At 66.2% G+C, this 24,323-nt stretch carries 21 protein-coding genes; 6 read left to right on the top strand and 15 right to left on the bottom strand.

What is annotated here, in order from left to right; genetic code table 11:
* Positions 1-36 precede the first annotated feature (36 nt).
* The gene (locus C7G42_RS32490; RefSeq protein WP_106952922.1) at positions 37-828 is read right to left on the bottom strand and encodes a DNA-binding transcriptional regulator; all 792 of its coding nucleotides are present in this window, start codon (positions 826-828) and stop codon (positions 37-39) included.
* Positions 829-972: 144 nt separating this feature from the next.
* On the opposite strand from C7G42_RS32490, the gene C7G42_RS32485 reads away from it, so the two are divergent.
* Positions 973-1,956, top strand: coding sequence for a VOC family protein (locus C7G42_RS32485; protein ID WP_199581255.1), 984 nt, complete (start codon positions 973-975; stop codon positions 1,954-1,956).
* A 29-nt stretch (positions 1,957-1,985) separates the two neighbouring features.
* Here the strand turns inward: C7G42_RS32485 and C7G42_RS32480 are convergent, their stop codons facing one another.
* Together C7G42_RS32480 and C7G42_RS32475 are read right to left on the bottom strand one after the other, a co-directional pair.
* Positions 1,986-2,648: a response regulator gene (locus C7G42_RS32480; protein ID WP_106952921.1), complete on the bottom strand. Its 663-nt coding sequence runs from the start codon at positions 2,646-2,648 to the stop codon at positions 1,986-1,988.
* Entirely contained in the window at positions 2,645-4,027 is a 1,383-nt protein-coding gene (locus tag C7G42_RS32475; protein WP_106952920.1) for a sensor histidine kinase, read from the bottom strand. Before C7G42_RS32475 ends, C7G42_RS32480 begins: the two co-directional genes overlap by 4 nt.
* 193 nt (positions 4,028-4,220) lie before the next feature.
* On the opposite strand from C7G42_RS32475, the gene C7G42_RS32470 reads away from it, so the two are divergent.
* Positions 4,221-5,105 carry a DUF3280 domain-containing protein gene (locus C7G42_RS32470; protein ID WP_106952919.1) on the top strand — a complete coding sequence of 295 codons (885 nt, stop codon included), beginning with the start codon at positions 4,221-4,223 and terminating at the stop codon, positions 5,103-5,105.
* Here C7G42_RS32470 and C7G42_RS32465 read toward each other — a convergent pair.
* The 3 genes from C7G42_RS32465 to C7G42_RS32455 are packed head-to-tail and all read right to left on the bottom strand — an operon-like array spanning position 5,095 to position 8,126.
* Positions 5,095-6,126, bottom strand: coding sequence for an L-idonate 5-dehydrogenase (locus C7G42_RS32465; protein WP_106952918.1), 1,032 nt, complete (start codon positions 6,124-6,126; stop codon positions 5,095-5,097). The genes C7G42_RS32470 and C7G42_RS32465 overlap by 11 nt on opposite strands.
* A gap of 20 nt (positions 6,127-6,146) precedes the next feature.
* The gene (locus C7G42_RS32460) at positions 6,147-6,914 is read right to left on the bottom strand and encodes an SDR family oxidoreductase (RefSeq protein WP_106952917.1); all 768 of its coding nucleotides are present in this window, start codon (positions 6,912-6,914) and stop codon (positions 6,147-6,149) included.
* Between the two features lie 12 nt (positions 6,915-6,926).
* Positions 6,927-8,126 carry a mandelate racemase/muconate lactonizing enzyme family protein gene (locus tag C7G42_RS32455; RefSeq protein WP_199581254.1) on the bottom strand — a complete coding sequence of 400 codons (1,200 nt, stop codon included), beginning with the start codon at positions 8,124-8,126 and terminating at the stop codon, positions 6,927-6,929.
* 179 nt (positions 8,127-8,305) lie between these two features.
* Between C7G42_RS32455 and C7G42_RS32450 the strand changes: the two genes are divergently transcribed.
* Together C7G42_RS32450 and C7G42_RS32445 are read left to right on the top strand one after the other, a co-directional pair.
* On the top strand, positions 8,306-9,073 hold the full coding sequence (locus C7G42_RS32450; RefSeq protein WP_106952915.1) for a GntR family transcriptional regulator: 768 nt from the start codon (positions 8,306-8,308) through the stop codon (positions 9,071-9,073).
* Positions 9,074-9,096: 23 nt separating this feature from the next.
* Positions 9,097-10,461, top strand: a complete 1,365-nt coding sequence (locus C7G42_RS32445) for an MFS transporter (protein WP_106952914.1) — start codon at positions 9,097-9,099, stop codon at positions 10,459-10,461.
* Positions 10,462-10,517: 56 nt separating this feature from the next.
* On the opposite strand, the gene C7G42_RS32440 is transcribed toward C7G42_RS32445, so the two are convergent.
* The 9 genes from C7G42_RS32440 to C7G42_RS32400 all read right to left on the bottom strand — a co-directional run bounded on the left by C7G42_RS32440 (position 10,518) and on the right by C7G42_RS32400 (position 20,809).
* The gene (locus tag C7G42_RS32440) at positions 10,518-10,742 is read right to left on the bottom strand and encodes a hypothetical protein (RefSeq protein ID WP_106952913.1); all 225 of its coding nucleotides are present in this window, start codon (positions 10,740-10,742) and stop codon (positions 10,518-10,520) included.
* Between the two features lie 98 nt (positions 10,743-10,840).
* On the bottom strand, positions 10,841-12,091 hold the full coding sequence (locus C7G42_RS32435; protein WP_199581253.1) for an arsenic transporter: 1,251 nt from the start codon (positions 12,089-12,091) through the stop codon (positions 10,841-10,843).
* Between the two features lie 25 nt (positions 12,092-12,116).
* On the bottom strand, positions 12,117-13,385 hold the full coding sequence (locus C7G42_RS32430) for an MFS transporter (protein ID WP_106952911.1): 1,269 nt from the start codon (positions 13,383-13,385) through the stop codon (positions 12,117-12,119).
* Between the two features lie 34 nt (positions 13,386-13,419).
* On the bottom strand, positions 13,420-14,034 hold the full coding sequence (locus C7G42_RS32425; protein ID WP_106952910.1) for a hypothetical protein: 615 nt from the start codon (positions 14,032-14,034) through the stop codon (positions 13,420-13,422).
* A gap of 34 nt (positions 14,035-14,068) precedes the next feature.
* Positions 14,069-14,794 carry a hypothetical protein gene (locus C7G42_RS32420; protein WP_106952909.1) on the bottom strand — a complete coding sequence of 242 codons (726 nt, stop codon included), beginning with the start codon at positions 14,792-14,794 and terminating at the stop codon, positions 14,069-14,071.
* 110 nt (positions 14,795-14,904) lie between these two features.
* Positions 14,905-16,266, bottom strand: coding sequence for a sigma-54-dependent transcriptional regulator (locus tag C7G42_RS32415; RefSeq protein ID WP_106952908.1), 1,362 nt, complete (start codon positions 16,264-16,266; stop codon positions 14,905-14,907).
* Positions 16,251-17,705 (bottom strand): sensor histidine kinase, encoded by a 1,455-nt coding sequence (locus C7G42_RS32410; protein ID WP_106952907.1) that lies wholly within the window; start codon positions 17,703-17,705, stop codon positions 16,251-16,253. Before C7G42_RS32410 ends, C7G42_RS32415 begins: the two co-directional genes overlap by 16 nt.
* Positions 17,706-17,740: 35 nt before the next feature.
* Positions 17,741-18,181 (bottom strand): EamA family transporter, encoded by a 441-nt coding sequence (locus C7G42_RS32405; RefSeq protein WP_106952906.1) that lies wholly within the window; start codon positions 18,179-18,181, stop codon positions 17,741-17,743.
* Positions 18,182-18,331: 150 nt separating this feature from the next.
* Positions 18,332-20,809 carry a hybrid sensor histidine kinase/response regulator gene (locus C7G42_RS32400; protein WP_106952905.1) on the bottom strand — a complete coding sequence of 826 codons (2,478 nt, stop codon included), beginning with the start codon at positions 20,807-20,809 and terminating at the stop codon, positions 18,332-18,334.
* A 217-nt stretch (positions 20,810-21,026) separates the two neighbouring features.
* On the opposite strand from C7G42_RS32400, the gene C7G42_RS32395 reads away from it, so the two are divergent.
* Together C7G42_RS32395 and C7G42_RS32390 are read left to right on the top strand one after the other, a co-directional pair.
* Positions 21,027-22,109 carry a zinc-binding metallopeptidase family protein gene (locus C7G42_RS32395; RefSeq protein WP_106952904.1) on the top strand — a complete coding sequence of 361 codons (1,083 nt, stop codon included), beginning with the start codon at positions 21,027-21,029 and terminating at the stop codon, positions 22,107-22,109.
* 183 nt (positions 22,110-22,292) lie between these two features.
* On the top strand, positions 22,293-24,308 hold the full coding sequence (locus C7G42_RS32390) for an acetyl-CoA carboxylase biotin carboxylase subunit (protein ID WP_106952903.1): 2,016 nt from the start codon (positions 22,293-22,295) through the stop codon (positions 24,306-24,308).
* Positions 24,309-24,323 lie beyond the last annotated feature (15 nt).

Genomic DNA, 24,323 nt, shown 5'->3' with positions numbered 1-24,323 from the left:
ATCGTCGATACCCCAGGCCAGAGGTGAGGCGCCAATTCAGCTCCCAACGTCGATGGTTGCCGCGGCGCTGCGGATCGGCTCGACGAAGGTGGCGACGGCCTCTTCGATTCCCAGCGCCGAGCGGATCCAGATGATGGAGATGCAGCCGAACACGGCATCGTTCCGCACGATGGGCACGGCGATCGACGCCGTCTTGGGATTGAATTCGCCCTCGCTGCGGATCGCATAGCCGCGGGCCTGTGTCTCGGCGATCATGCGGCCGAGGCGGGCTTCTTCGAGAAAGGGGCGGTCGTCGGCCTCGTCGATGCGGCGCAAATGATTGAGGATCAGTTCGCGCTCGTGGGCGGGGCAGGCGGCGAGATAGGCGCGGCCCGCTGAGGTCCGCAGCATCGGCAGGCGTTTGCCGATCATGCCGCGGTCAATCGAGAGCGGGCTACGCGAATGCGTGGTCTCCTGCACGACCATCGCCGCGTTCTCGTAGGTGGAGAGATCGACCGGCCAGACCAGGGTCCTGCTGAGCTCGGCGAGATAGGGCGCCGCCGCCTGGCAGATCACCACGCCGGGATCGTAGCCGTCGCCGAGGCTCAGCGCGCGCCGGGTGACGCGAAAGCGGTCGTCGCTGGCACTGCGGGCGATATAGCCGAGTTCCTCCAGCGTTTCGAGCAGGCGGTAGACGGTGGGGCGGGGCAGGTCGAGCGCGCGGGCGACGTCGCCGGCACGGATGCCGCCCGAGCGGTTGACCTCCCGCAGCACGTCAAGCCCGCGCTTGAAAGCGCGGACGCCTTCCGACTGCCGGGGGACAGCCTTGTCCGTCCGCTCCTTGGACACTTCGCATTTCCTCCCTTGTGGCGCACAGTCTCGCGATTATCGTTGCGAACGCGAAGCGATTGCGGAGCGCCACGTTAAGATCGTGCGCGGCCGGTATCAAGTTCGCCGCATTGCGGCACACGCGATGCCTTCGGGAGGAATTCGATGGAAATCACCGCGCTCGGTTATATCGGGATCAACTCATCGCAGCTCGACCAGTGGGGCCGGATGGCGACAGGGCTGCTCGGCATGCAACAGGTCGATCGCGGCGGCAAGATGCGCGCCTTTCGCATGGACGATCGCAAGCAGCGGCTGATCGTCGACGGCAGCAGCGACGCCGGCCTTTCGGTGATGGGATGGGAAGTGCCGTCCTTGACCGCACTGGACCAACTGGCCGCGCGGCTGGAAAGTCATGGCGTCAAGGCGACGCGCGGTTCGCGCGCGCTCGCCGACGAGCGGCATGTCGCCGAGCTGATCGCGTTCACTGACCCCGCCGGCAACCGGCTCGAGGCCTTCTGCAAACCGGAGCTTGCGAGCGAGCCATTCCAGCCGGGCCGGCCGATCTCGGGCTTTCGTACCGGGGCGCTTGGCATGGGGCATGTCGTGCTCAATGTCGAGGATGTCGAGCCGCTGTTGCCGTTCTATCGCGACGTGCTCGGCTTCCACGTCTCGGATTTTGGGCTGAAGCCTTATGGGCTTTACTTCTTCCACGTCAACGGCCGCCACCACAGCTTTGCAATGGTCGGCTCGGGGCGGAAGGCGATGCATCACTTCATGGTCGAGCTCGGCAGCCTCGACGATGTCGGCCAAGGCTACGACCTTGCGCAGCTGGACGAGGGCCGTATCGCCTATACGCTGGGCCGGCACACCAACGACCACATGACCTCGTTTTACGTGAACACCCCGTCAGGGTTCTTCATCGAATATGGCTGGGGCGCGCGCGTGATCGATCCCGAGACCTGGCAAGCGCATGAGACGTTCGACGGGCCGTCGCTGTGGGGGCACGAGCGGCTTCATATGCCGGAAGAGCAGCGCAAGCGCCTGCGCGACATGCGGCTCGATGCGGCAGCGCGCGGCGTGCGCGTCGCCGATCCCCGCGTGCCGCCGCTCAACTGCGCCTGGCTGGACCAGGTGATCGCGCGCGAATGATCCGTGGCGATGCGGCGTCGCCTGAGCGATCAGGCCTTGCCGAGATCGGGCTCCGTCAACAGTCCCTGGCGCAGCGCGAGGCGGACCAGCTCGATGTCGGAGCCGACGCCGAGCTTGTCCTTGATCAGGGAATGCAGGTTCGCCACCGTCTTCGGGCTGACGTGCAGCGTCTCCGCGATCTCGTCGGTGGTCTTCTCGGCGAGCAGCAGCCGCAGCACCTCGAACTCGCGGGCGGTGAGGACGTCGGCGGCCGAGCTCTCGCCGCCGAGCCGGCTCAGCGCCAGCTCGTGGTCGATGTCGGGGCTGATGGCGATCTTGCCGGCGAGCACGTCCATCACGGCGCGCACCAGCGTTTCCGGCGGGCTTGTCTTGGTGACGTAACCCCTGGCGCCGGCGCGGATCGCCTGCACGGCGAAGCCCGCGTTCTGGTGCATGGTGAAGATCAGGATTCGCGCGCCCTTGTCCCACTGCCTGATCCGCCTGATGGCCTCGATGCCGCCGATGCCGGGCATGCTGAGGTCCATGATGACGAGGTCCGGTGTCTCGGATTTGTAGAGACGATAGGCCTCCGCGCCGTCGGCGGCCTCGGCGATGACGCGCAGGCCGGGCTGCTTCTGCAGCACGGAGCGATAGCCCTCGCGGACCACCGAATGGTCGTCGACCAGCAGGATGGAGGCATCGGCCGCGCTCATGCCGCCTGCTCCAGCGCGGGCCGGTCGTTGGCGGTGAGCGGAATGACGACGCGCAGCGCCGAGCCGCCGTTGGCGCCGACTTCGAAGCTCATCCGGCCGCGCAGGGCCGCGACGCGCTCGCGCATGCCGAGCAGGCCCATGCCGGATTTACTGGAGGCATCGTTCGGCCGACCGTCGTCGTCGATGGCAAGCGCTATCTCGTTTGCCGCCATCGTCAAGTGCAGGCCGACCTTGGTGGCGCCGGCATGTTTGGCGGCGTTGGTGAGCGCCTCCTGCACGATGCGGTAGAGGTTGTCGCTGATGGCGGCGGGCAGGGTCTCGAACGCGCCGTCGAAATGAATCGAAAAGCGCGTCTCGCCGCGGCTGCGTCCGTTCCAGCCCGCGACGAGGCCTTCCAGGCTCGCAACCAGCCCGAGCTCCTCGACGTCGGGCGGACGCAGCCGGAACAGTGTCCCGCGCAGCATCTCCATCATGCCGGTCGCGGTCCGCGCGATGCCGTCGCACTCGGAGAGCAAAGCGGGGCAGTCCTGCACCGCGGTCTGGCGGGCGGAGGAGGCCAGCGCGCGGATGGCGGCGAGCGACTGGCCGAACTCGTCGTGCAGCTCGCGCGCCAGATGGCGGCGCTCGTCGTCCTGCAGCGCGATCAGCTTGCGCGTCAGCTCGCTGCGTTCGGCGAGCGCATTGTCGAGGCTTTCGGCGAGATGGTTGAAGCCGTCGCGGATCGCGGAGAGCTCGGCGAGATCGAACGGCGGCAGCCGAGCCGAGAGGTCGTTGGCTGCGATCCGTTCGAGGCCGGTGCGGATCAGGCGGGTCGGGCGCAGCGCGCGCGCCAGCGCGGCGTAGACCAGCAAGCACAACAGCGGCAGCGCGATCGCAAGGGCGATCGTCAGGCGGCCGGCGTCGTGCCAGGCCTCCGCCGTTCGCACGGCCGGATCGACCGAAACCACGGTCTCGCCGAGCTTTGCGCCGCGCACGATGACGGGCCGTGCCGCTTCGCGGCCGGGGTCGAACAGCCCGCGATAGAAGGCCGCAAAGGCCTGCGGCGGCGGGCTCGTCGGGGCAGGTGCTCCGCTGCAGAACCGCTGCAGCATCTCGCCCGTCGGGCCACGGAATGCCAGGCATAGGCCGGGCGTCATCACATAGGCCGCGACGGGATCGAGGTTGGGAAAGTCGCGCGGGCCGGCCACCCACTGGATCTTGCCCTGTTGCAGCTCCAGCGACTTCGCGACAATCGCGGCAATGCTGTCGAGGCGCGCATGAGCCTCGCGATCGGCTGCGATCAGGAAATAGGCGGAGATTGCAGCGAAGCAGGCGGCCGTTATGGTGGCCACGCGCAACGTCAGACGGACCTTGAGGTCGAATCTCGGGCGGTTCCACATCGGGCGGGCACCTTGCGCGACCGGGTGTGTCGCCGCCGCATTAAACGGCAGAACGCCGGCCGCGCAAAGCGGTACGCTCTACCGCAGTGCAATGGCGTGAAATATTCCCGGCGCTTGCCGGGATGCTCCCCGTTGCGAGGCCGAGGGCTGCCGCCGAGATTTGCGCACCGCTCTATCTCGCGAGGCACCGCTCATGCTCCTCTCCCGGTTGGCTCTCTCGGCTGTCCTCCTGGTGATCCTGTCCTGCTCGCCGGCTGCGGCCGAGGCGGCCATCGGCGTTGCCATGGACGATTTCAGCTATACCGATACGTCGGCCGAGCCGGCCAACCAGACCGCGGCCCATGAGCAGCGTCTGTCGGCATTCATGGCCGCGCTCAGGCGGGATATCGGGGAGGGCGGGCGCTATCGGCTGGTGCCCTCGGCAAAGGACGGCGCCGTGTTCAAGGTCATCGGCGGCATCCAGAAGACGAGCACGCTGGTGCAATGGGCCAAGGTCGCGGTGATCGACGTCGGCACCAGCAAGCTCGTCATGGACAAGCTCTACACCTTCCGCGGCGACAATGACGAATCCTGGGAGCGCGCGGAGAGATTCGTCTCCCGCGAGGTGATGGCGGCGCTTGCGACGCCCGCGCCGGTCGCGTTGGCGGTGTTCGAGTTCGAGCTCGAGGATACGACCGCGGCCCCGGTGGGCGCGGCAACCGCGTCGGACGCATCATACCTCGCTGAGGTCACCGGCGGCGTGCGCGAGGCGCTCGGCCAATCCGGCCGTTACCGGATCGTTGATGTCGGCCGGGAGGCGGCGACGGCGGGCGCGCTGCGTGACTGCGGCGGATGCGAGGCTGCGATTGCGAAAGGGCTCGGTGCTGATCAGTCACTGATCGGCGTGGTGCGCCGGGTCAGCCGCACCGAATACACGCTCGGCTTCCAGGTTCGTGATGCCAGTACCGGCGCGGTGCTGGCGCGCGGCGACAGCGGCTTGCGCCTTGGCGCAGACTATTCCTGGAAGCGCGGCGCCGTGCGGCTGGTCAAGGACCGGCTGGTCGAGAGCCAGCGGGCCACCGACGCCGCTAAAAGGTAAGCTGCACCTTCATCGATTGCGAGCGGTCGCTGGCGAGCTCGAAGGCGGCGACCGCGTTCTCGAACGGCATGGTGGCCGTGATCAGCGGCTTGACGTCGATCAGGCCTTCGCCCATCAGGCGCACCGCCAGTTCGAACTCGGGATCGAAGCGGAAGGTGCCGCGCAGCTGCAATTCCTTGGCAACGATGGAATTGATCGGCAGCGTCATCTCGCCGCCGAGGCCGAGCTGCACCAGCGTTGCGCCGGGGCGTAACACGTCGAGCGCGGTGCGGAGCGCGGCCTGATTGCCGGAAGCTTCGAACAGGGTGTCGAACACACCCTTGCCGGCGCGCCAGGGATCGAGCGCATTGGCCTTCGTCGCGACGTTGATGGCGTGCGTCGCGCCGAGCTTCTTGGCGACGGCCAATGGCGCGTCGGCCACGTCAGTCACCACGATCTCGGCCGCACCGCCGAAGCGGGACACCAAAATCATCAGCGCGCCGATCGGGCCGCAGCCGGTGATCAGCACGCGCTTGCCGAGCAGGGGACCGGCCTGCTTGCCGGCATGCAGGCACACCGCCAGCGGCTCGGCGACCGCAGCCTCAGCCAATGACAATTTGTCCGCGATCGGCACGGCCTGCGCGGCATCGACCGTGACGAATTCGCGGAAACCACCTTGCACGTGGGGAAAGCGCATCGCGCTGCCGAGGAATCGCATGTCGAGGCACTGGTTGCGCATGCCTTCCTGGCAATGCAGGCACTGGCCGCACGGCTTGCTCGGATTGACCGCAACGCGCGTGCCCGGCTTCACGCCGGTGACGCCGTCGCCGATGGCGGCGACCACGCCGGCGATCTCATGCCCCAGCGCCATCGGCTGCTGGATGCGGACGACGCCGAAACCACCATGATGGTAGTAGTGCAGGTCCGAGCCGCAGATGCCGCCATTGGCGATCTTGACCCGAACCTCGCCCGGGCCGGGTGCCGGATCGGGATAATTGTCGATCCGCAGATCCTTCGGGGCGTGGATGACGACGGCGCGCATGACTTGCTCCCTGTTTGCGATCACATCGCGGCGATCATGCCGCCATCGACATAGATGATCTGGCCGTTGACGTAGGTGGAGGCGTCCGAGGCCAGGAAGATCGCGGCGCCGACCAGTTCGTCCGGCTTGCCCCAGCGCTTGGAGGGGATGCGGCCCATCAGCCAATTGTTGAAATCAGTATTGTTGACCAGCGCCTCGTTCATGTCGGTGAGCATGTAGCCGGGGCCGATCGCATTGGCCTGGATGCCGTGCTGGGCCCATTCCACCGCCATCGAGCGGGTCAGGTTCTTGATGCCGCCCTTGGCCGCGGTGTAGGGCGCAATCGTCGGACGTGCCAGCTCGCTGCCGAGCGAGCCGATATTGATGATCTTGCCGTGCTTGCGCGGGATCATGCGTTTGCCGGCCTCGCGACCGATCACGAAGGCGCTGGTGAGGTCGGTCTCGATCACCTTGCGCCATTCGTCGGTGGTGAACTCGACCAGCGGCTTGCGGTGCTGGATGCCGGCGTTGTTGACGAGAATGTCGATCTCGATTCCTTCGCGGTCGAAACGCTCGAAAGCCGCGATGATGGCCGGCTCGTCGGTGACATTGAAGGCTGCGCCCTCGGCCTGATGCCCGGCGGCACGGAACTCGGCGACGGCCTGCTCGACGCGCTTGGGATCGACGCCGTTGACGATGATTCTGGCGCCGGCCTTCGCCATGCCCTCGGCGATGGCGCGGCCGAGCCCGCGGGAGGAGCCGGTCACGAGTGCGGTGCGGCCGGATAGGTCGAACAGGGCGGTGCTCATCTCGGATATCCTTTAAGCGTTGGAACGGCGCACGATCAAATCGCTGCGCTCGAAGACGGCGGGCAGGAGGTCGACGCCGAGGCCGGGGCCCTCCATCGGGAAGACATAGCCATCCCTAATCGTCGGCATCGTGGTGACGAGCTCATTGTACCAGCCCTTGTAGAACGCGCGCACCGATTCCTGGATCAGCGTGTTGGGCTGGCTGAACGACATGTGGATGGCGGCGATGAAACCGATCGGGCCGATGCAATCGTGCGGCGCGAAGGGTCGGTGATAGGTCTCAGCCATCGCCGCGATCTTGCGTCCCTCGGTGAGGCCGCCGGTCCAGCACAGATCCGCCATCACCACGTGCATGGCGTCGCGGTCGAGCATGTCCTTGTAGGGGAAGCGCGAGCCCAACGTCTCGCTGGCGCAGACCCACACGTCAGTGGAGCGGGCGTATTCGGCCAGCGCCTGCGGCGAGTTCATCCGGATCGGGTCTTCGTACCAGGTCGGCTTGTAGGGTTCGAGCGCACGCGCGATCTGCTTGGCAGTCGGCAGGTTCCACAGCGAGTGGAGCTCGACCATGATCTCCATTTTGTCGCCGACGGCCTTGCGGATCTTCTCGAACGGCTCGATCGCCTGCTTCATCTGGGCGGCGGTGATGTAGAGGCCCTTGTTCTCCTGCGCCGCCGGATCGAACGGCCAGATCTTCATTGCGGAGATGCCGCTTTCCAGCAGGCTTTCGGCGAGTGCATCGGCGCGGTTCATGAAGCCGTCGAGATCCTCGTACGGTCCCTTGTTGCCACCGAGATTCCAGTTCGCGACCGGGCTGATATTGGTCGAGCGCACATATTGCGTGCCGGCGCAGGTGTTGTAGATGCGCTGCTTGTCGCGGCAGAGGCCGCCGAGCATCTGGTGCACCGGCTGATTGCAGACCTTGCCGAACAGGTCCCACAGCGCGATGTCGATTGCGGAGGCCGCGCGATATTCGACGCCGGTGGAGGACTGCGCCATCGGCAGGTTCAGCATGTCGCGATGGATGGCTTCGATGTGCAGCGGATTGCGGCCGAGCAGGCGGCCGGCAAAGGTGTCGTGGATCTGCGCTTCGACCGCGCCGGCGCCGTAGAAGGTTTCACCGAGACCGATCATGCCGGTTTCGGTGTGAACGCGCACCCAGATGACGTTGGAGAATTCCTCGGTGCGCAGCGTCTCGATTGACGTGATCTTCACGGCAACTTTCCTCCCATCACAGGCGCTTCGCGCCTGACGTCTCATTTTGCACTGCAGCATGCTACAGCTCGCGCCGACGTCTTACGCCTGCTTGTAATATATCACAACATGTTTTAAGGCTGCGACAAATAGGGCGCCATTCAGCAACGAGCGCGCGGGACCTGACGGGAGAGAACGAAATGGCAAAGCGCAAGCGCGCGCTCGAATTGGTGAGGAACGACGACGACGGCGAGGGCAAGCCCTCGCGACGCAACCGGCTCAACTTCTTCGAGCTGGCCTATCAGAAGATCGAAGAGCTCCTTGTTCATTGCGAGCTCAAACCCGGACAATTCATGACGATGCTGGAGTTGCAGCAGATCACCGGTTTCGGCCGCACGCCGGTGCATCACGCCGTCAATCGTCTGTCCGCCGACACGCTCATCATCATACGTCCGCGCCACGGCCTGCACATCGCGCCGATCGATCTCGCGCGGGAGCGCATGCTGCTGGCCTTGCGCCGCGACATGGAGCGTTTCGTGATCCGCCTTGCGGCCGATCGCGCCAGCCTCTCGCATCGCAATCAGGCGCTGCACATCGAGCGTCTCCTGCGCGAGCGTCGCGCCAGCCTCACGCTCGACGAATTCAACCACATCGACCGCCGCATCGACGCGCTGGTGCTGGAAGCGGCCGGCGAGCCGTTCCTGGTGCACACGCTGCGGCCGCTGCACACGCTGTACCGGCGCATCGGCTACATCCACCACCGCTTCATGCCGGGGCAGGCCGACCTGTCGGGCACGATCGACCGTCATCTCGCCATTCTCGCCGCGGTGGCCTCCCGGCGCGTCGAGGACGCGGTGAAGGCGAGCGATGGGCTGATCGACTACATGGGCGAGATATTCACCGGCATGGAAGCGGGGATCGACCCGCGCCTGCTCGATTGCAGCATCGAGCCGTTGCTGGGCGCATAGAGTTTCGAAGAAAGGTCCAAAAAATGTCAACGATGGCGATGCCACAACCGACCGCGAGCGAAGCTGCGGTCCGCTACCTCATCACCAATTACAGTCCCAAGGGCAACAAGGTCGGCTGGCTGATGATGGCCTCGATCCTGGTCGAAGCCTGGGACCTCTATTCGATCGCCTTCGTGCTGATCTTCATCAAGGAGCAGTTCAATCCCGATCCGCTGATGCTCGGTCTCGCCGCTGCCGGCACGCAAGGCGGCGCCCTGATCGGCGCGCTGCTCGGCGGCTGGCTGTCCGACAAGATCGGCCGCCGCGTGATGTTCCTGATCACGATGGTGATGTTCATCGTGCTGGCGCTGGCGCAGGCTTTCGTGCCTAACGTCACCTGGCTGATCGTGATCCGCTTCCTGCTCGGCATTCCGCTCGGCTCGGACATCTCGACCGGCTACACCTACATCATGGAATCCATGGCCAAGGGTGAGCGCGAGGTCATGGGCAACCGCTGGCAGTTCATGTTCGCAGTCGGCGAGGTGCTGACGATCGGTGTCATCGTGATTTTCCTGCTGCTCGACATCAACCACGAGACGCTGTGGCGCGTGACGCTCGGCCTCGGCGCGCTGCCGGCGCTGATCATCCTGATCATGCGGCACGACGTGCCGGAGACGGCGGTGTGGCTGGTGCAAAAGGGACGCTACCGCGAGGCCAAGAAGGTCGCGCGCGAAATGTTCAACGACGATCTCGCCATGCTGCCGGACCAGGACGTGGTGATGCCGAAGGTCTCTACCAGCGCCTTCATCGCCGATCTCAGGAAGGATCCGATCCGCTGGCGCGCCACGATCTACGGCTGGATTGCCTGCTTCGTGCAAGCCAGCGAGTTCTCGACCTTCGCGTTCTATTTGCCGGTGCTATTTGTCATGGTCGGCGTGTCGAGCATTCTGGGCATCAATCTGGTGACGATGGCGCTGTTCTCCTTCGCCGCTCTGTCCGGCTGGGTCGGGCCGCTGCTGACGCCGAAGATCGGCCACCGCGGCATCTCGATCGCCGGCTTCTCGATCGTGCTGGTCTCGCTGCTGGTGGCAGCCTTCGCTCTCTACACCGACAACAAGATCCTGCTGCCCTTCGCGGCCGCCGCGATGCTGTGGGGCCATTATTGGGACGCCTCGAACTGCATGACGATCCCGACCATGGTCGCCAAGCCCAAATATCGCGGCACGGCCTCCGGCTTCGCTTATATGTTCGTGAAGCTGCCGTCGTTCCTGGCGATCTTCCTGTTCCCGACGGTGTTCGCCGCGATCGGGCAGGCGAATGCCACGTTGATGGTCGCGATCTTCCCGTTGATCGGATTGCTCGCCGCAATCTTCATCCTGCCGGAAGTCTACGGCTACGAGAACGACTGACGAAGCATTGCCCGGTCGCGGCATTCATGCCGCGATCGGGGCGGTCCCGACGGGCGCTACGGGCTCAGGAAGACGGGATCGATCCCGGTGCCATGGCCGAGCAGGCCGGTGGCCTGAAGCTGAGCGCTGTGAAGGTCGACCTCCACGATCGCGAACAGGGTCAGCAGCACCACGGCTGCAACCAGCAGCAACGGGTGGCTTTCCGTTTGGTTTGGGGCGAGGAACTGAAACGAGCGACGCAGGGAGTAACTCTGCGGCAACGCCTTCGACTGGATCTGCATGATCAACCTCCTTGCCGCGCACCACAGGGCCGCGCGACAGGATGAAGGATAGCTCCGCCCCGGGCGGCCGCATTGATGCGCCGCAAAGAGGCGATCGATTATCTGATCGCCGCCGCCAGGGCCGCGATCAGGGCAGGCGGCGTCACCAGCAGGCCGAGCTTGAGGAACGGCCAGGCGCCGACCTCGATCTTCTCCCTGCGCAGGGCGACCAGCCAGAGGATGGTGGCGAGCGAGCCTGTCACCGACAGATTGGGGCCGAGGTCGACGCCGATCAGGATGGCGCTGACGACGGGCGCCGGCAAATGGTCGCTGGCGGCGACCGAGCCGGCGACGAGGCCGACCGGAAGATTATTGGCGATGTTGTCGGCGATCGCGGTCGCGATGCCGACGCTCCAGGCCGCTTTCGGCACCGACTGCGCGACGGCTTCATGCAGCAGCGCGCTGAGCTGCGCGATTACGCCGGTCTTGACCAGTGCTTCCACCATCACGAACAGCCCGCCGACCAGCGGCAGCACGCTCCAGGACACGCCGCGCAGGACGGGGAGCGGCGACTGGCGGCTGATCAGCAGCACGATCGCAGCCGTCACGCCGCCGCAGATGAAGGTCGGCAAGCCCAGTTGCTTGTCCAGCGCGGACGCTGTGACCAGCACGATTCCGATCGCGACGATGCCGATCGCCGTCAGCTTGCCGCCACGGCCGAGCTTGGGATGCGGCACGCTGGACGCAATCGTCTCCTCCTTCAGGGCGCGGTGCTGCGTCAGCCGCAGCACGATGTAGGTCAGCAGGATCGACGCCGCCGAGGGAAGGGCGAACATGCGCAGCCATTCGGTGAGCTCGGGCATGCGCGCTCCGAACACCACGAGATTGGCGGGATTGGAGATCGGCAGTACGAAGCTCGCGGCATTGGCGATGAAGGCGCACACGAACAAATAGGGCAGCGGCTTGGCGCCGGCCGCGCGCGTCGCGGCGTAGACGGCGGGCGTCAGCACGATCGCGGTGGCATCGTTGGAGAGCAGCACCGTGACGAGCGTTCCGACGACATAGATCAGCAGGAACAGCCGCTGCGGCGAGCCGGCCGCATATTCCACTGCGAGCGCGGCAAGATAGTCGAACAGGCCTTCGAGGCGTGCAAGCTCGGCGATCAGCATCATGCCGATCAGGAAGAGGTAGACGTCGAGGCCCTTCTCGATGCCGGTGAGCGCGTCCCGCCACGGCAGCAAGCCCGACAGCACGAGGGCGCCCGCACCGATCACGGCCCAGATCGCCTCCGGCAGGCGGAACGGCCGGATGATGACGCAAGCGGTCGCGACGACGATGATGCTCCAGGCCCAGATGGCGTCAGACGGCACGGTCAGTCCTTGACGTGAAATGTAATCATTCGGCAGCGATAGCGGATGCCGGCGCCGCTGTCTCCCCCCGCCGGCGTGGGCCGCCATGTCGTGTCTCGGGCAGCGCGAGAAGGCAGATCACGGCGCCGATCGCGGCGACAACGCCGAGGGTGATGAACGCCGCGCTGTAGCCCGCGCCGACCACGACGAAGCCGGCCAGCGTCGTCGACAGCGCGGCGCCGATGCTCTGGGCGGTGATGACGGCGCCTTGCGCGACGTTGAAGCGGCCGGTGTTGCGCATGAGGTCGGCGACGATGACGGGAAAGATCGCGCCGAAGATGCCGGCACCGACGCCGTCGAGAAGCTGCACGCCGACCAGCCAGAACGGATTGTCGGAGAGCGTGTAGAGCGCGCCGCGGATCGGCAGGATCAGCAGGGCGGCGAGAAAGAATCGCTTATGTCCCCATGTGTCGGCCTTGGCGCCAACCAGCAACGCGAACGGCACCATCACCAACTGCGCCGCGACGATGCAGGCGGACATCAGGCTGGTGCCGAGATTCTTGTCCTGCGACGCCAGCTTCTGCCCGACCAGCGGCAGCATCGCAGCATTGGAGAGGTGAAACAGGAGCGCGCAGATGGCGAAGACGAGCAGCGGGCGGCAGGTCAGCAGCACTTTCAGTCCCGAAGGCTGGTCGTGTTGCTCGGCGTCGTTCGCCCCGTCCAGCCCGCGCGCGAGATCGTGGTCGATCGCCCGTTCGGGAATGGCGAGGATGCTGACGAGACTTGCGATGGCCATGCCGCCGAGCAAATAGAACACGACCGTCGGTCCGAACCAGTAGGCCGACAATCCGGCCAGGCCCGCCGCGACGGCGTTGCCGGCGTGGTTGAAGGTTTCGTTGCGGCCGATGCGTCTGGTGAAGGCGCGATGTCCGAAGATGCCGAGCGAGACGGCGGCGATCGCCGGCGGAAAAATGACGCCGGCTGCTTGCGCGATCCCTTGCGAGATCGCGACCGGCAGGAAGCTCGGAAACCAGGGCAGCGACAATGACGCGAGCGTCACCAGGATCGCGGCGACCGCCATCACCGTCCGCTTCGCGCGGGTCGCGTCGACCAGCGCACCGGCCGGCGTCTGGGCGAGGATGCCGGCGATAGTCGCGACCGACATCACGAGGCCGATACGCGCCTCGTCCCAATGCTGCTCGGTGAGCAGATAGACGGCAAGGTATGGGCCGAGCCCGTCGCGGACGTCGGCGAGGAAGAAGTTGGCAGCATCGAGGGCGCGGCCGGCCCGTGCCTTCTCATGCGTGTCCGACATCAATGTCTCCTTCCTCGCCAGGCGTCGCGTCTCGTCAGGCCGCGTGGGCGTGCGGGTGGCCGTGCTTGGACTTCTTGTCCTTCGGCTTCGGCTTCTTGATCCGCTTCAGCCGATCCTCATCCGGGCCGATCTCGTCGACATGGATCACGCGGCCATGCTTGCTCTGAAGGCCGTCGCCGCGCGCCGCGACCACCGCCCCGGGCGCGAGCAGGGCGGCGACGTGCTCGGCCTCCTTCGGGCCGATCCGCAGCACGGTACCATCAGACAGGAGCGCGCCGCGCAGTTCGCCCTTGGGGCCGAACAGCGACAGCTCGACAGCGCCCTCCGCCGCCATCGGGACGTGCTTCACCTTGGGATGCTCGCGGTCGTGGTCCGGGCCGTTGTCCACGATCTCGCGGCCGGCGGCGGTGATCACCGCCACTGCAGCCAGCAGGGCCGCGCCGCGCGGCCGAACGCCGCGAACGCGAACCTTCTCGCCTTGCTTGAGATGGCGGGTGAGTTCCTTGTCCATATGCGGCGGCGTATGAACGAGAACGAGCGACTTCCTGTCTTTTATGACGAAGCCGTCGACCTCGCCGTGGGGATTGAGCACGAAGCGCTCAAAGGTGCCTGCGGTCTCCGGCAGGCTATCGGGATCGATCCAGTGCATTGTTGTAACTCTCCCTGTTGATGCGAAGCGTGACTTAGCCGCGGGGCGGCGGAGGCGGCGGACCGAAGCCCGGGGGCGGCGGCGGGGGACCACGACGATCCGGGCCGTCCTTCGGTCCGGGCGGGCGAGGGCCGCGCACCTCCGTCATCTGCTCCGGCGAGGCGCCGATCGCACGCACGTCGACTACCTTGCCGAGGGCGGTATCGAGTACGTTGCCGCGCACCGAGATGTTTCGGCCCTGAGCGAGCTGGTCCTGCACGCGCTCGGCCTCCGGGGGTGGCAAGCGCAGCGTGGTGCCGTCATCAAGCACGACGCCGTTCACCTCGCCGCGCTTGCCGTGCAATTGCAGGGCGATGCGGCCGCTGATGGTCTGGTCGTCATTGCTGCCGCGCCGGTCCGGCGGGCCGTTGTCGACGACGCTCTTGCCGGTCGCGACATTGGTGATAGAGGCCGCATCGACGAGCGGGATGGCCCGGGCGCGCAAGCCGCGCACCGAAACCTGGTCGCCGGGGCGGATCGCAAACACCGTCTGGGCGCTGAGATGCGGCGGCAGCTTCACTTCGGTGCCGTCGGTGAGAATGACTCCGTCGACGTCGCCGCGCGGCGTCAAGGTGTACTGCTTCACGGCCCCGCGGGATTCCGGAAGCTGCGAGGAATCCCACATGGGATCCCGGGCCTGCGAATAGGCGGCAGCCCCGCTGCCGATCGCCGTGGTGGCGAGCAACACCCAGAACAGCGCGCGTATGCGTGTGGTCTTCATGGAACAACTCCTGTCGATATCGCGACCTCGTCGCTTGCAGAGACCTCAGCAAGCGATGTGCCAGTCGCAAAAGGATTGATCCGAAAGGAGTTTTCGTCGCGCTTGCGGAATCAGGCGTCGTCTTTGCCGACACGGTCTGTCAGCTTTTCTGACGCCTCGGCAAGACCGTAGCGCTGCATCTTGGTGTAGAGCAGCTGGCGGTTGATGTTGAGTCGGCGCGCCGCCTCCGTGCGATTGCCGGCGCAGGCCGCCAGTGCGCGCTCGATCATCTGCTTCTCGAGCTGCGCGACGGCCGCGGGCAGGTCCGCATTGTCCGGCGCCGGGACTGCAGCGGCCGGATTGGCGCTGGTGTCGATGTCCTCCGCTCCGATCACGTCGCCGCGTGTCATGATGCAGGCGCGCTCGATCGCGTTGCGCAGTTCGCGGACGTTGCCGGGCCAGGGATGGCGCTGCAATTTGTCGATCGCGGCTTCGCTCAAATGCTTCTGACGGCTGTTGCTCGCGCCCGCGCGCGCGACGAAGTGCCGGGCGAGCGGAACGATGTCCGCCACACGATCGCGCAGCGGGGGTAGCGTGATCTGCACCACGTCGAGCCGGTAGTAGAGATCCTCGCGGAAGTCTCCGGTCGCGGCGAGCCTGGCGAGATCGCGGTGGGTGGCGGCAATGATCCGCGCGTTGGTCCGCACGGGCTTGCCTCCGACCGGCGTGATCACTTGCTCCTGCAGGGCGCGGAGGATCTTCGCCTGCATCGGCAGCGGCATGTCGCCGATCTCGTCGAGGAACAGCGTGCCGTTGGCGGCATCGCGGAACGCGCCGGAGCGGTCGGCGGTCGCGCCGGTGAATGATCCCTTGACGTGACCGAATAGCTCGCTTTCGAGCAGGTCGGCGGGTATAGCCGCACAATTGACTGCGACGAAGGGACCGTCCTTGCGCTTGCCGTGAATGTGAAGCGCGCGCGCCACCAGCTCCTTGCCGGTGCCGGTCTCGCCGCGGATCAGCACGCTGGCGTCGCTGTCGGCGGCGAGACCGATCGCCTTCTGCACGCTGCGCATCGGCTCGCTTGATCCGATCAGGCCATCCCCGGCATCGTCCTCCGGAGCCGCATTCGCCGCCACGCGCTGCGGCAGGCGCTCCAGCAGGGCCTTCAGTTCCGCGCGGCCGATCGGTTTGCTGAGATGATCGAAGGCGCCGAGCCGCATCGCCTCGATCGTGTTGGCGGCGCTGGCGAACGCGGTCAGCACCACGACATGCGGGCAGCCGGCGCTTGCGCGGATACGGCGCAGGACCTCGATCCCATCCATGCCGCCCGGCATGCGCAAATCGAGCAGCACCGCATCGACCTCGTCGTCCAATGCCGCCAGGCCTTCGCGGCCGGACGCGGCGAGGCGGGGTTCATGGCCGAGATCCGCGAGGGCCTCGGCGAGACCTTCGCGCAGGGCGCGGTCGTCGTCGATGATCAGGACGGTTGCCATGGCACCTCGATCTCGAATTCGGCTCCGCCGACGGATCGGACCAGGCGGACATGGCCACGATGATTGCGCGCGATCTCGCGGACGATGGCGAGCCCGAGACCGGTCCCGTCAGCGCGCCCGGTGACGAATGGCTCGAACAGGCGCTCGCGCAATTCACCGGGAATGCCGGGACCGTTGTCAGACACCTGAAGCAGCAACGTGTCGCCTCGCCGGCGCGCATCCACGCTGATCTTGCCGCCCGCGGGCGTATTCTGAATGGCGTTGATGATCAAATTATCCAGGGCCCGCTGCATCTGGAGCGGATCGAATTGCGGTAACGGCGAGGATGCAGGCCCGGTTCCCACGGTCAGCGCGATGTTACGGGTCGCGGCGAGGTCGCGATGAGTCTCGGCTGTGCGCATCAGGAAGGTTTCGACATCGACCTCCGCGAGCCGGGGCTCGCGCGCCTGCGTCATCTCCAGGAGGTCGCGCAGGAGGACATCGAGCCGGTCAACCTGTTGCAGGATCGAGGTCAGGGCTGCTTCGCTGCGCGAGCCGTCGGCGACCGCCAGCGCATTCTCCGCCTTGAGCCGCATCGCGGCGATGGGATTGCGGATTTCGTGCGCCAGCCCCGCCGACATTCGCCCGAGCGCTGCAAGCCGCTCGGCCGCGGCCGCGCGGCGCCGCTCCACCGACAGGCGTTCGCCGGTGCCGTTGAGCGCATCGACCAGGCGGTCGAGCTCGGGGGCGCCGGTCCGCGGCAATGTCGGCAGGTCGATCGTGCCGGCGTGGGGGGCGTCCAGAGCGGCCTCGATCCGGTTGATCTTGCGCGACCAGACATAGAGCACGCGCGCGAGCCACGCGGCCGAGCCGAAAATCGTGAGAGCAAGCAACAGGAGTCCGGCCAGAAACTGATTGTAGGCCGGCCCCTCCGCCGTGAATGCCCGCGTCATGGTCCATCCGGTCGCGCCGGTCAGCGGACCGCGCAGCGGGCACGCATGAACGATCAGCACTTGTGACCGACCGCTTTGCCGGACCGAGGATGGCCGGCCGGATCGCTGCGCTTCGGCATTGACGTCGCGAATGGTGTTGAGCTCGGCCGCGGGCAGGTCGGTCTTCGGTCCGGTGCCTTCATAGGTCGGAAACGCGTAGGCGAGGGAGCCGGCATCCGCCTGCCAGATGCCGCCCTCGACTCCGGCCGCGCCGGAGAGCGCGCTCTGGACGACAGCCCCAAGCTGCTGCTTCAGCTGATCGTCGATCTCGCCGCCGCTCCAGCCCGTGACGAAGAATTGGTAGCGATCGGCGAGTTCGCGGCAGGCCCGCGCCGCCAATTCCTCGGAGCGCGCCAGCCGCGCATTCGCGGTCTGCTGATAGGATTCGAACAAGAGATAGCCGGTGGCCATGCCGGACACCACCAGCATGATCCAGAGAGCAAGCAGTCGGGAGCGAAGCGAGCGCATGCGCTAAAAAACGCGCGATGGCGAGAATTGGTGCCTCATAGCTTCACCGCGAGCAGCACCGCCCCGGCGCCGATCATGGCGATGCCGAGCCAGCCCTGGCCGGTCGGACGCTCGCCGAGGAAGGCGAAGGCAAACAGGGCGACCAGGACGACGCTGAGTTTGTCGATCGGTGCCACCAGGGTGGCGGGTCCGAGCTTCAGGGCCCGGAAATAGCACAACCATGACGCCCCGGTCGCAAGTCCCGACAGCACCAGAAACAGCCATGTTCGCGATGAGACCGCCGACGGCACCGCAAACTGGCCGGTGAAGAACAGCAGAACCGAGAAGGCCAGCAACACCACGACGGTGCGAATGAAGGTCGCCAGATCCGGATTGATGTTCTCGACGCCGACCTTGGCGAAGATCGCCGTGAGCGCAGCAAAGCAGGCGGACAGCAGGGCCCATGTTTGCCAGGTGGAGAAGAAGGCCGTTCTCATCTCATCGATATCCGGTCGTTTACGGCGGCGCGCCAGCGCCTCATTGCAAGGAGCGTCGCGACGAAGCAATCCAGAATCCCCCCGCGGACAGACCCTGGATTGCTTCGCGTCGCTCGCAATGACGGCGTTTGCGACAGTTGCGTGCCATTCTCACCGCGCTACCGAAACCTTCTCGGTGATCGCCTTGCGCAGGATGCGCGACAGCGATTCCACCGAATACGGCTTCTGGATCAACTCGAAACCGCGATGGGCGTTCTCGGCGAGCACGTTGCTGTAGCCGGACGTCAACACCACGGGCAGGCCGGGATAGCGCTCGCGGATGATGCCGGCGAGCTCGACGCCGTTCATTCCTGGCATGATGACGTCGGAGAATACGAGGTCGACGGCGAATTCGTTTTCACCAAGGATTGCCAGCGCCGCATTGGCGTTGGCGACGCGGCGAACGACATAGCCGAGATCTTCCAGGAGCTCGGTCGAGAACTGGCCGACATCGTCATTGTCCTCGACCACGAGCACGCGATAGCCACGCCCGGTGGTAGCGGTCTCACTGGTGAGTGCCGTCGTCTTGCTTTCCGCGGCGGGGCTCTGTGCCTGCGGCAGATAGATGGTGAAGGTCGCACCCTTGCCCTGGGTGCTCGTCACCGCGACGTCGCCCTCCGACTGCTTGGCAAAACCAAAGGCCTGGCTGAGGCCGAGGCCGGTGCCTTTGCCGACCTCCTTGGTGGTGAAGAACGGCTCGAAGATCGAGTCGAGATGTTCCGGCGCGATGCCGCTGCCGGTGTCGGCGACGGAGATCGCGACGTAGTCGCCGCCGCGCGCCGATTGCGCGCGCAGGCTCGGAATCCCGGAGACCTTGCGCACGCCGATCACGAGGCGGCCTTCGCCGTCCATGGCATCGCGGGCGTTGATGGCGAGGTTGATCAGCGCAGTCTCGAACTGGGCGATGTCGGCCACCGTGAAGCAGTCGGCATCGTGGATCTCCACCGCGATGTCGATGCGCCCGCCGACCAGCGGCCGGACCAGCTGCGCGACGCCCTCGACCTGGCTGCCGACGTTGAAGATCTGGGGCTTCAGCGGCTGCCGGCGCGCGAACGCCAGCAGCTGGGCGGTCAGCTTCGAGGCGCGCTCGACGGTATCGGAGATGGCATCGACATAGCGGCGGCGGCGCTCTTCCGGCAGCTCGCGGCGGCGCAGGAAATCGGTGGCCGAGCGGATGATGGTGAGGAGATTGTTGAAGTCGTGCGCGACGCCGCCGGTGAGCTGGCCGATCGCCTCCATTTTCTGCGACTGCCGCAGCGCTTCCTCGCCGCGCCGGCGCTCGGTGATGTCGACGGCTTCAGGCACGGCGCCGGTGATGTTGCCGTGGCGGTCGAGCACGGGGCGCATGCCGAAGTCGAAATCGCGCTCGCCGACGGGAAGGCGCAGGCGCATCTCCAGCCGCACGGCTTCGCCCTTCAGCACGGTGTGGAAGGCCTCGCGCACCAGCGTGTCCATGCCCTCCGTCGCGCTGAACCACGGCGTCTCCCACAACGGCTTTCCGATGACATCCGAAGAGCTCGCCCCCATACCGTCGAGTGCGGTCTTGTTGGCGTAAAGCAGCTCGCCGCTGAGATTGACTAGGCCCTGATACTGGTTGCTGGTCTCTAGGATCGCGCGCAGCCGGGCCTCGTTGGATTCGAGCTCGGCGGTGCGCTCGGCGATGCGCTCTTCGAGCGTCTCATTGAGCTGCCGCAGCTCGATCTCGGCCTGCTTGGCGACGGTGATGTCGTGGGCGACGCCGATGAAGCCGATATGTTTGCCGGTCGGGTCCCAGCGCGGCTGCGACTCCGAGCGAAGCCAGCGCCATTCGCCGGCGGCGTTCTTGTAACGCGCCTCCAGCACGAAGGGCTTGAGCGACGCTTCGCCCTGAACGGATTGCTGCAGCACCTGCGGCAGGTCGTCGGGATGCAGCACCTGGCGCCAGTCGAAGTCGATGGCCTGCTCGTAGGGCAGGCCGACGAAGTCGACATAGGCCTGGTTGGCGAAGGAGCGCTTGCGGTCGAGCTTCGTCACCCAGATCGGCACCGGCGCGCTGTCGGCGATCAGCCGAAATCGCTCCTCGCTCTCGCGCAGGGTTTCGCGTGCAAGCATCTGGTCGGTGATGTCGATGTGGGCGCCGACGAGGCGGATGGCGCGGCCATCCTGGTCGCGCTCGATCTTGGCGACGACCCGGATCCAGCGGGTCTCGCCATCATTGGGGCGGACGATGCGGTACTCGGCGGTGTAGTCTTCGCTGGTCCCGGCGAGCGCATCGATGAAGTGCTTGACGGCGGCGTCGCGGTCGTCGGGATGGATGCGATTGACCCAATCCTCGTGCGATTCCCCGGCCGCCTCCGGCGGCAGGCCGTGGATGATGAGGTATTCGGGCGAGCGGCGGTTCTTGAAGCCTTCGCGGAAATCGACCTCGACGCCGCCGACCTTGGCGATGCGCTGGATGCGCGCCAGCTCGGCCTCGCGCTCCTGCAGCGCGCGATAGGCATTGTCGCGCTCGCGCGCGACGTCTTCGAGGTGCTGGCGCAGCCTTTCGGCGGCGATGGTCTCGGGCAGGGGATCGTTCAAGGCATCGGCCGTTGTCATGCGGGAGCGCACGTGCCGGACCGATATTCACACAGACGGAGCGTGATGGCCATTGTTTAAAGGGATTGGTATGGAAAGACGCCACTGAACAGGTGGCGATGCGTATCGATCAAACGCCGCGTCTGGCAATTTGTTCCGGAGACTGGAACGATCGGCCGGCGCGCGCGTCTTTCGCGAGGCGCCACCTATGCCTTTTTGATGAAGGCTCCCTTTCCGAAGAGGATAGATCTTGAAGCTCTTTGTCTGCCAGGCCTGCGGCAACGTTCTTTATTTCGAGAACCGTGCCTGCGAACGCTGCGGCCATCAGGTCGCCTTCCTGCCGGAAAAGGAGACGATGTCGGCGATCGAGCCCGACGGCGAGGCCTGGAAGATTCTGGCGGAGAAGGGCGAAAGCCGGATGCTGTGCCGGAATGCCGCGTACGATGCCTGCAACTGGCTGACGGACACGGGCGATACCACCGGCTATTGCCGCGCCTGCCGTCACAACGGCATCGTGCCGGATCTGTCCGATCCCGCCCAGCTTGCCGGCTGGCGCGAGCTGGAGGTGGCGAAACACCGCCTGTTGTACTCCCTGATCCGCTGGAAGCTGCCGCTCCGGACCCGACAAGACGATCCCGAGCATGGCCTGATCTTCCATTTCCTGGCCGACGATCCGCAGAGCGGCGAAAGGGTCATGACCGGCCATGACAACGGCCTGATCACGATCGCGCTGACCGAGACCGACGAGATCGAGCGCGAGCGGCGCCGGCTCGAGATGGGCGAGCCCTATCGGACGCTGCTCGGGCATTTCCGCCACGAGGTCGGGCACTATTTCTGGGACGTCCTGGTGAAGGGCGGCGGCAAGCTCGAGGAATGCCGCGCGGTATTCGGCGACGATTCCACCGATTACGGCCAGGCCCTGCAGCGCCACTATGCGGAAGGTGCGCCACCGGACTGGCAGCAGAACTATGTCTCGGCCTACGCCACCATGCACCCCTGGGAAGATTTCGCCGAGACCTGGGCGCACTACCTCCACATCGTCGACACTCTGGAGATGGCCGGCGAGTTCGGCATGGAGGTGCGGCCCAAGATCGACCGCGACGGGGAGTTGACGGCGCGCATCCGGTTCAACCCCTACGAGGCCCGGGACGTCCAGGCGCTCATCGACGCATGGCTGCCTTTCACCTTCGCCATGAACAGCGTCAACCGTGCCATGGGCGCGCGCGACCTCTATCCCTTCATCCTGTCGCAGGCCGTGGTCGCCAAGCTGGACTTCATTCACAGCCTGGTTCGGGACGTCGCCAAATCGGCGTCCATGTCCAGGAAGGGGTAGGGCCCCAGGCGGCGCCGGCCCCATCCCCGAGCCCGTTTCGGTCTTGCGCTGGTACGCCAGATGGCCCGGATTTAGACCGTTGCCTCCGGCCCATTTTGATGTACCACGGGAGCCACACGGCCCCTCCCGTAGGCCCCAACGGCCAGGGAAGGGTCCCGCCCAAGGTCGAGATTCAAGAAAAGCATGTTCAAACGCATTCTGATCGCCAATCGCGGCGAAATCGCCTGCCGGGTCATCAAGACCGCGCGCCGCATGGGAATTGAAACGGTTGCGGTCTATTCCGAAGCCGACCGCGACGCCCTCCATGTCGAGATGGCCGACGAGGCCGTGCTGATCGGCCCGCCGGCGGCGGCGGAGAGCTACCTGGTCATCGAGAAGATCGTCGAGGCCTGCCGCAAGACGGGCGCGCAGGCCGTGCATCCCGGCTACGGCTTCCTGTCCGAGCGCGAGGCGTTTCCGCGCGCGCTGGAAGCCGCAGGCATCGTCTTCATCGGCCCGAACCCGGGCGCGATCGCGGCGATGGGCGACAAGATCGAGTCGAAGAAGGCGGCAGCCAAGGCCAAGGTCTCGACCGTGCCCGGCTATCTCGGCGTGATCGAGGACGCCAAGCACGCGGTCAAGATCGCCGACGAGATCGGCTATCCCGTGATGATCAAGGCGTCCGCCGGCGGCGGCGGCAAGGGCATGCGGATCGCGCATTCGACCTCGGAGGTCGCGGAAGGTTTCAACCTCGCCAAGGCCGAGGCCAAGGCCTCGTTCGGCGACGACCGCGTCTTCGTCGAGAAGTTCATCGTCGATCCCCGTCACATCGAGATCCAGGTGCTGGGCGACAAGCACGGCAACGTCGTCTATCTCGGCGAGCGCGAGTGCTCGATCCAGCGCCGTAACCAGAAGGTCATCGAGGAGGCGCCGTCGCCGCTCCTCGACGAAGCCACCCGTCGCAAGATGGGCGAGCAGGCGGTCGCGCTGGCAAAGGCCGTGAATTATGATTCCGCCGGCACCGTCGAGTTCGTCGCAGGCCAGGACAAGAGCTTCTACTTCCTTGAGATGAACACCCGTCTCCAGGTCGAGCATCCCGTCACCGAGCTCGTCACCGGCATCGACCTCGTCGAGCAGATGATCCGTGTTGCCGCCGGCGAGAAGCTCGGCATTGCCCAGAAGGACGTCACGCTGACCGGCTGGGCGGTGGAATCGCGCCTCTACGCCGAAGATCCGTTCCGCAACTTCCTGCCCTCGATCGGGCGGCTCGTGAAATACCGGCCGCCGGCGGAAGTGAGCAAGGACGGCATCACCGTGCGCAACGACACCGGCGTGCAGGAGGGCGGCGAGATCTCGATCCACTACGATCCGATGATCGCAAAGCTCGTCACGCATGCGCCGTCGCGCGCGGCCGCGATCGAGGCGCAGGCGACCGCGCTGGACTCGTTCTACGTCGACGGCATCCGCCACAACATCCCGTTCCTGTCGGCGCTGATGCATCATCCGCGCTGGCGCGAGGGGCGGCTGTCGACCGGCTTCATTGCCGAGGAATTCCCCAAGGGCTTTGCGGTGCGCGTACCCGAAGGCGAGGTCGCCCGGCGCATCGCCGCAGTCGGCGCCGCCATCGATCACGTGCTGGGTGAGCGCAAGCGGCAGATCTCGGGCCAGATGGGTGGCCGCGTGGTGCAGCGCGAGCGTCGCCGCGCGGTCTGGCTCGACCGTCAGGAGATCCAGCTCGAGGTCGCTCGCGAGGGCGACGCCATCGCGGTGCGCTTCGTCGACGCCGGGGGCAAGGCCGGCAATTCGCATCTGCTGGCCTCGCCGTGGAAGCCGGGCGATCCGGTCTGGCAAGGCACCATCGACGGCCATTTGGTCGCGGTGCAGGTGCGGCCGATAGCCAACGGTATCCGCCTCGCGCATCAGGGCGTCGAGGTCCCGGTCTATGTCTGGACCGAAGCGGAAGCGACCTCGGCGCGGCTGATGCCGGTGACGACGGCCTCGGACACCGGCAAGAAGCTGCTGTGCCCGATGCCCGGGCTCATCGTCTCGATCGCGGTGACCGAAGGGCAGGAGGTCAAGGCCGGCGAGACACTGGCGGTGGTCGAAGCCATGAAGATGCAGAACGTGCTGCGCGCCGAGCAGGACGGCACCGTGAAGAAGGTCCATGCCAGCGCCGGCGCGACGCTCGCGGTGGACGCGCTGATCCTGGAATTTGCATAAGTGTGAGTGAGGCAG

The organism is Bradyrhizobium sp. MOS003 (assembly GCF_003020125.1).
In the GTDB taxonomy this organism is placed as follows: Bacteria; Pseudomonadota; Alphaproteobacteria; order Rhizobiales; family Xanthobacteraceae; genus Bradyrhizobium.
This window is presented reverse-complemented; position numbering and strand designations above follow the sequence as displayed.